The organism is Desulfurococcus sp., from assembly GCF_049970475.1.
In the GTDB taxonomy this organism is placed as follows: Archaea; Thermoproteota; Thermoprotei_A; order Sulfolobales; family Desulfurococcaceae; genus Desulfurococcus; species Desulfurococcus amylolyticus.
The window spans coordinates 1-4,090 of sequence record NZ_JBMFMW010000099.1 but is presented as its reverse complement, the minus strand read 5'-3'; the positions used below and the strand labels follow the sequence as shown (position 1 = coordinate 4,090).

The 4,090-nt window shown below is 49.2% G+C and carries 5 protein-coding genes; 2 read left to right on the top strand and 3 right to left on the bottom strand.

Annotated elements, in window-relative coordinates; all coding sequences use genetic code 11:
* The coding region (locus ACP5N5_RS05940; protein WP_428133894.1) for a hypothetical protein at window positions 1–352 on the bottom strand (352 nt) is incomplete at its 3' end.
* A 44-nt stretch (window positions 353–396) separates the two neighbouring features.
* Window positions 397–1,095, bottom strand: a complete 699-nt coding sequence (locus tag ACP5N5_RS05935) for an acetate--CoA ligase family protein (RefSeq protein WP_428133891.1) — start codon at window positions 1,093–1,095, stop codon at window positions 397–399.
* A gap of 234 nt (window positions 1,096–1,329) precedes the next feature.
* On the opposite strand from ACP5N5_RS05935, the gene iorA reads away from it, so the two are divergent.
* Entirely contained in the window at window positions 1,330–3,198 is a 1,869-nt protein-coding gene (gene iorA, locus ACP5N5_RS05930; RefSeq protein WP_428133889.1) for an indolepyruvate ferredoxin oxidoreductase subunit alpha, read from the top strand.
* Between the two features lie 6 nt (window positions 3,199–3,204).
* Window positions 3,205–3,798, top strand: coding sequence for an indolepyruvate oxidoreductase subunit beta (locus ACP5N5_RS05925; RefSeq protein ID WP_428133887.1), 594 nt, complete (start codon window positions 3,205–3,207; stop codon window positions 3,796–3,798).
* A gap of 78 nt (window positions 3,799–3,876) precedes the next feature.
* On the opposite strand, the gene ACP5N5_RS05920 is transcribed toward ACP5N5_RS05925, so the two are convergent.
* On the bottom strand, window positions 3,877–4,090 hold a 214-nt coding region (locus ACP5N5_RS05920; protein WP_428133883.1), incomplete at its 5' end, for a hypothetical protein.

Below are 4,090 nucleotides of genomic sequence, written 5' to 3'. Positions count from 1 at the left end.
ATAGGGTGGCATGCATAAACCTATTCCTGAAGCACTCAAGATGTGATGTCACCCTGAACACCCCTAAGCCATATGCAAGCCCAAGCAGGATACAAGGGGAACAAAAACGAGGGGATGAAACCAATTTATATAAACCTATATAAGATCTAAACCCTAATCCATTATTACATGCAGCAACATAGAAAATGATACTGCCATCGTGTTTGCCGGGTATGGACTTGAAGACGCCTCCATCATAGCGTACGAGCTCCTCGAAACACTCCTTATCTATCTCCACGACCTCATCTAAATCCTGCTCCTTGAAATCCCTTATTAACGGGTTAGGGCACTGGTCAGCCGAGGCCTCTCTCATCAACACCGTGCTCAGGTTATCGGGCACTCATCACTAAGGGCAATCTACCTGCGCACTATTATCCTAGCATCAACCACTACAGCTTTATCAGGGTATGCTATCACCGGGTTTAAATCCATCGAGTCTATCCAGGGATTCTCTACTATCAGGTGGGATACCTTAACCAATATATCAGCCAACGCATGCTTATTAACTGGGGGTATGCCGCGGTACCCGTTGAATATACTGGACGCCCTCAGCTCCTCGATCATCTCCAACGCCTCCCTGACATCTATTGGTGCTACCCTGAATGAGACATCCCTGAAGACCTCTGTGAAGATACCGCCAAGGCCAAACATCACGACACCGCCGAAGACCGCGTCATTAAGTGAGCCAATGATTACCTCGACACCCTTAGGCATCATCTTCTGCACTAGGAATCCCTCAATCCTAGCACCCGGCGCCTTAACCTGGATAACCCTGTTCATCTCTTCGACAGCTCTGTATACCTCACTACTACTCGTCAAACCCAGTCTAACGCCCCCGACATCGCTCTTATGGCTTATATCGGGTGAAACCACCTTGACGACCACTGGGTAACCTATCTTCTCAGCTATCTCAACGGCTTCCCCCGGAGTTGATGCGAACCCGTATGATGCTAGAGGTATATTATATGATTCGAGGATATGGAAAACCTTTAAATCAGATAGCTTACCCTCTCCACCAATCACACTAGAGACTGAAACAGCTTGTTTTTCAGGCATTTAGCCCTGACTGTCTTATATACGTTCCTGCTTATAAACATATCCATATATAAAATATATACCGGAGATTCTGGGAGTGATGAACAGGGGATCTGAGCAGTAAATGAGGAGCGCATCCTAGGCTGACCCAGGAGTGGCATGGAAATCCCCGATGGATGTAGGAAGGGCTGTCCTCGAAGACGGATCATAGTGTTTTAAGTGGATCCAGGTATTATTTCTATAAGGGGTAATTTTATGAGCAGTTTAAACCCTTTAAAGGCTCTCCCCGGCACCAAGCTAGCATTAATGGGTAATGAAGCCATCGCCAGGGGCGCCGTAGAGGCAGGCGTCTACGTTGTAACCGGTTACCCCGGTACACCCAGCAGCGAGGTTATAATGACCATACAGAGATATGGGGGCGATCTAGGGATATATGTTGAATGGGCTGTGAACGAGAGAGTAGCCTTCGAAATAGCCCTCGGAGCAGCCATCAGCGGCGCCCGCGCGCTCGCGACGATGAAGGCTCCTGGATTAAACGTTGCATCAGACCCTGTTATCTCAGCTGCTTACAGTGGTGTTGACGGCGGGTTAGTGATCCTGGTAGCCGATGATCCGGGTCCCCATACAACCCAGACTGAACAGGATGACAGGTGGTTCGCTAAGTTGGCCAAGCTCCCTACTATCTCTCCATCTAGCCCCCAGGAAGCCAAGGATTACGCGAGGGCAGCATTCGAGATAAGCGAGGAATTAATGCTCCCCGTAATGCTTCTGACGACGACGCGGGTGAACCATGCCGTTGGGGAAGTTGTCTTAGGCGAGTTCAAGGAGCCGAGGAGGTATAAGGGGTTTAAGAGGGACCCGCCGAGATACGTAAGGGCTGGGATGAAGTGGAATCTTGAAAGACATAAATGGGTTGACCAGCAACTCTCCAGGGTCGAGGAGGTTACGGGAAAGCATGGTTTAAACAGGGTTGAGGGGAGTGGGGACCTCTGTATTGTCACAGGGGGTGCAGCCTACAATTACGTTGTCGAAGCCGTTGAATCCCTCGGTTTATCTGGCATGACTAGAATACTTAAACTAGGCTTGATACACCCTCTCCCAGCCAGGTTCATACTGGAGAACATAGAGGGCTGTAGGAAAATACTTGTGGTTGAGGAACTGGACCCCTTCATAGAGGAAGAGCTGGCCAAGACACTCTACAGGGCCGGGCTACATATAGAGATCCTGGGTAAGCATGCTGGCTGGCTCCCCTTTGAAGGCGAGTTAAACCCTGTAATAGTTAGGGAATTCATAGCCAGGGCTACTGGTGTGAGGGAGACTGGGGGCGCTGAGCCGGTGAAACCAGGTGTAGAGATACCTGAGAGACCGCCCCCACTATGCCCTGGATGCCCTCATAGATTCACGTTTATAGCGTTACGCTCAGCACTGCTGAGAAACGGGTTCAAGCCCAGCGATATACCTGTATTCGGGGATATTGGTTGCTACGCGCTCTCAGTGAACCCCCCGCTTAACTCTATATGGACTGAGCACAGTATGGGCGCGAGCATATCGATGGCGATGGGGTTGAAGATAGCTGGCTTCGAGAAACCCGTGGTCGCCGTCATAGGTGATTCAACATTCTTTCACGCCGGCATCCCCTCGTTGATCGAGGCTGTTCACAAGAGGGTTGACATGCTTGTCTTGATACTGGACAATGACATAGTCGCTATGACTGGTCATCAGTCAACCCCAGCATGGAACAGGACTGAGACGGGTAGGGAGACAAGGGGGATCAGTATACTGGAGCTGGTGAAGGCTATAGGCGTTGACAATGTCGCCGTAGTTGATCCATACAATCTGAAGGAGGCTGAGAGGATCATAGGCGAGTACCTCGTTAGGAAAGGCGTAAACGTGGTGATAGCTAAACACCCATGTGCCCTTGAGGAGAGGAGGACAAAGCATGTAGAGCCCTATGTGGTTGACGCGGAGAAGTGCACAGGGTGCAGGGCATGTATTGCTTCAACGGGGTGTCCAGCAATAATCATGGTTGAAGGCAAGGCGTATATCATAGAGGAGGATTGCAATGGATGCGGTTTATGCGTTAGATACTGCCAATACAACGCAATAGTAAGGAGGGAGAGGTGAGTACTGGTGTCCAATAAGGTGTTCAATATATTAATAGCGGGTATCGGTGGGCAGGGAGGCTTAACGCTCTCAAGGATACTTGCTGAGGCAGCTGTTAAAACCGGCTTCTCCGTTAAGACAGGTGAGACCCTCGGAATGGCTCAGAGATACGGTAGCGTTGTGAGCTTCGTGAGGATAGGTGGTAACACGTACTCACCGATATTTGGTAGTGGCGAGGCAGATGTATTACTCGGCTTAGAGTTAACGGAGAGTGTTAGGAACATGAGGTATTTGAGGCATCATGGATTAATAATCGTAGCCGATGAATACAGGCCGCCATCGATGGCCAGTATAACTGGTAGAGCACCCTCGAGAAGCATCCTGCTAGCCGAGCTAGCCAGGTATAATGCTGTCGTGGTGCCAGCAAGGAAGATAGCCGTGGAGGCTGGCAACCCAAGAGCATTAAACATGGTACTGTTAGGGGTGCTCAATGCAGCCACGAATATACTGCCCCACCATGTAGTCGAGGATACGATAAGAAGCATAATTCGTGGAGAGGCAGGGGAGAAATCTGTAAGAGCCTATTACGAGGGCCACAAATGGTTTAAGAACCATCGTTAAGCTGATGTAGCGGTTAAACAGTCTTCTATCCTCTGTGTCTCCAGGGAATTTTTAGAAATTTTATATTGTTTAATAAAATTAACCTAATATGTGGGAAATGATCCGTAGGGTAGCAATAATCACAAGGACAAGCTCAGGCATTGATAAGGGCATCGTATAGAAGCTGACTGAGAAAGGGTTCTCAATTATCATCACTGATATAACTGGACACGAGAGGGATCGTTGAGATGTGTATTGCGGTATTATGTATGCTGGGTGCCCTAGATGAGTGGTGACGTCGTGATTATCTACG

Bases quoted from the DNA above. Each gene is read 5' to 3' on its own strand.
- ACP5N5_RS05935 (WP_428133891.1), bottom strand. From the start codon at position 1,095: ATGCCTGAAAAACAAGCTGTTTCAGTCTCTAGTGTGATTGGTGGAGAG.
- iorA (WP_428133889.1), top strand. From the start codon at position 1,330: ATGAGCAGTTTAAACCCTTTAAAGGCTCTCCCCGGCACCAAGCTAGCA.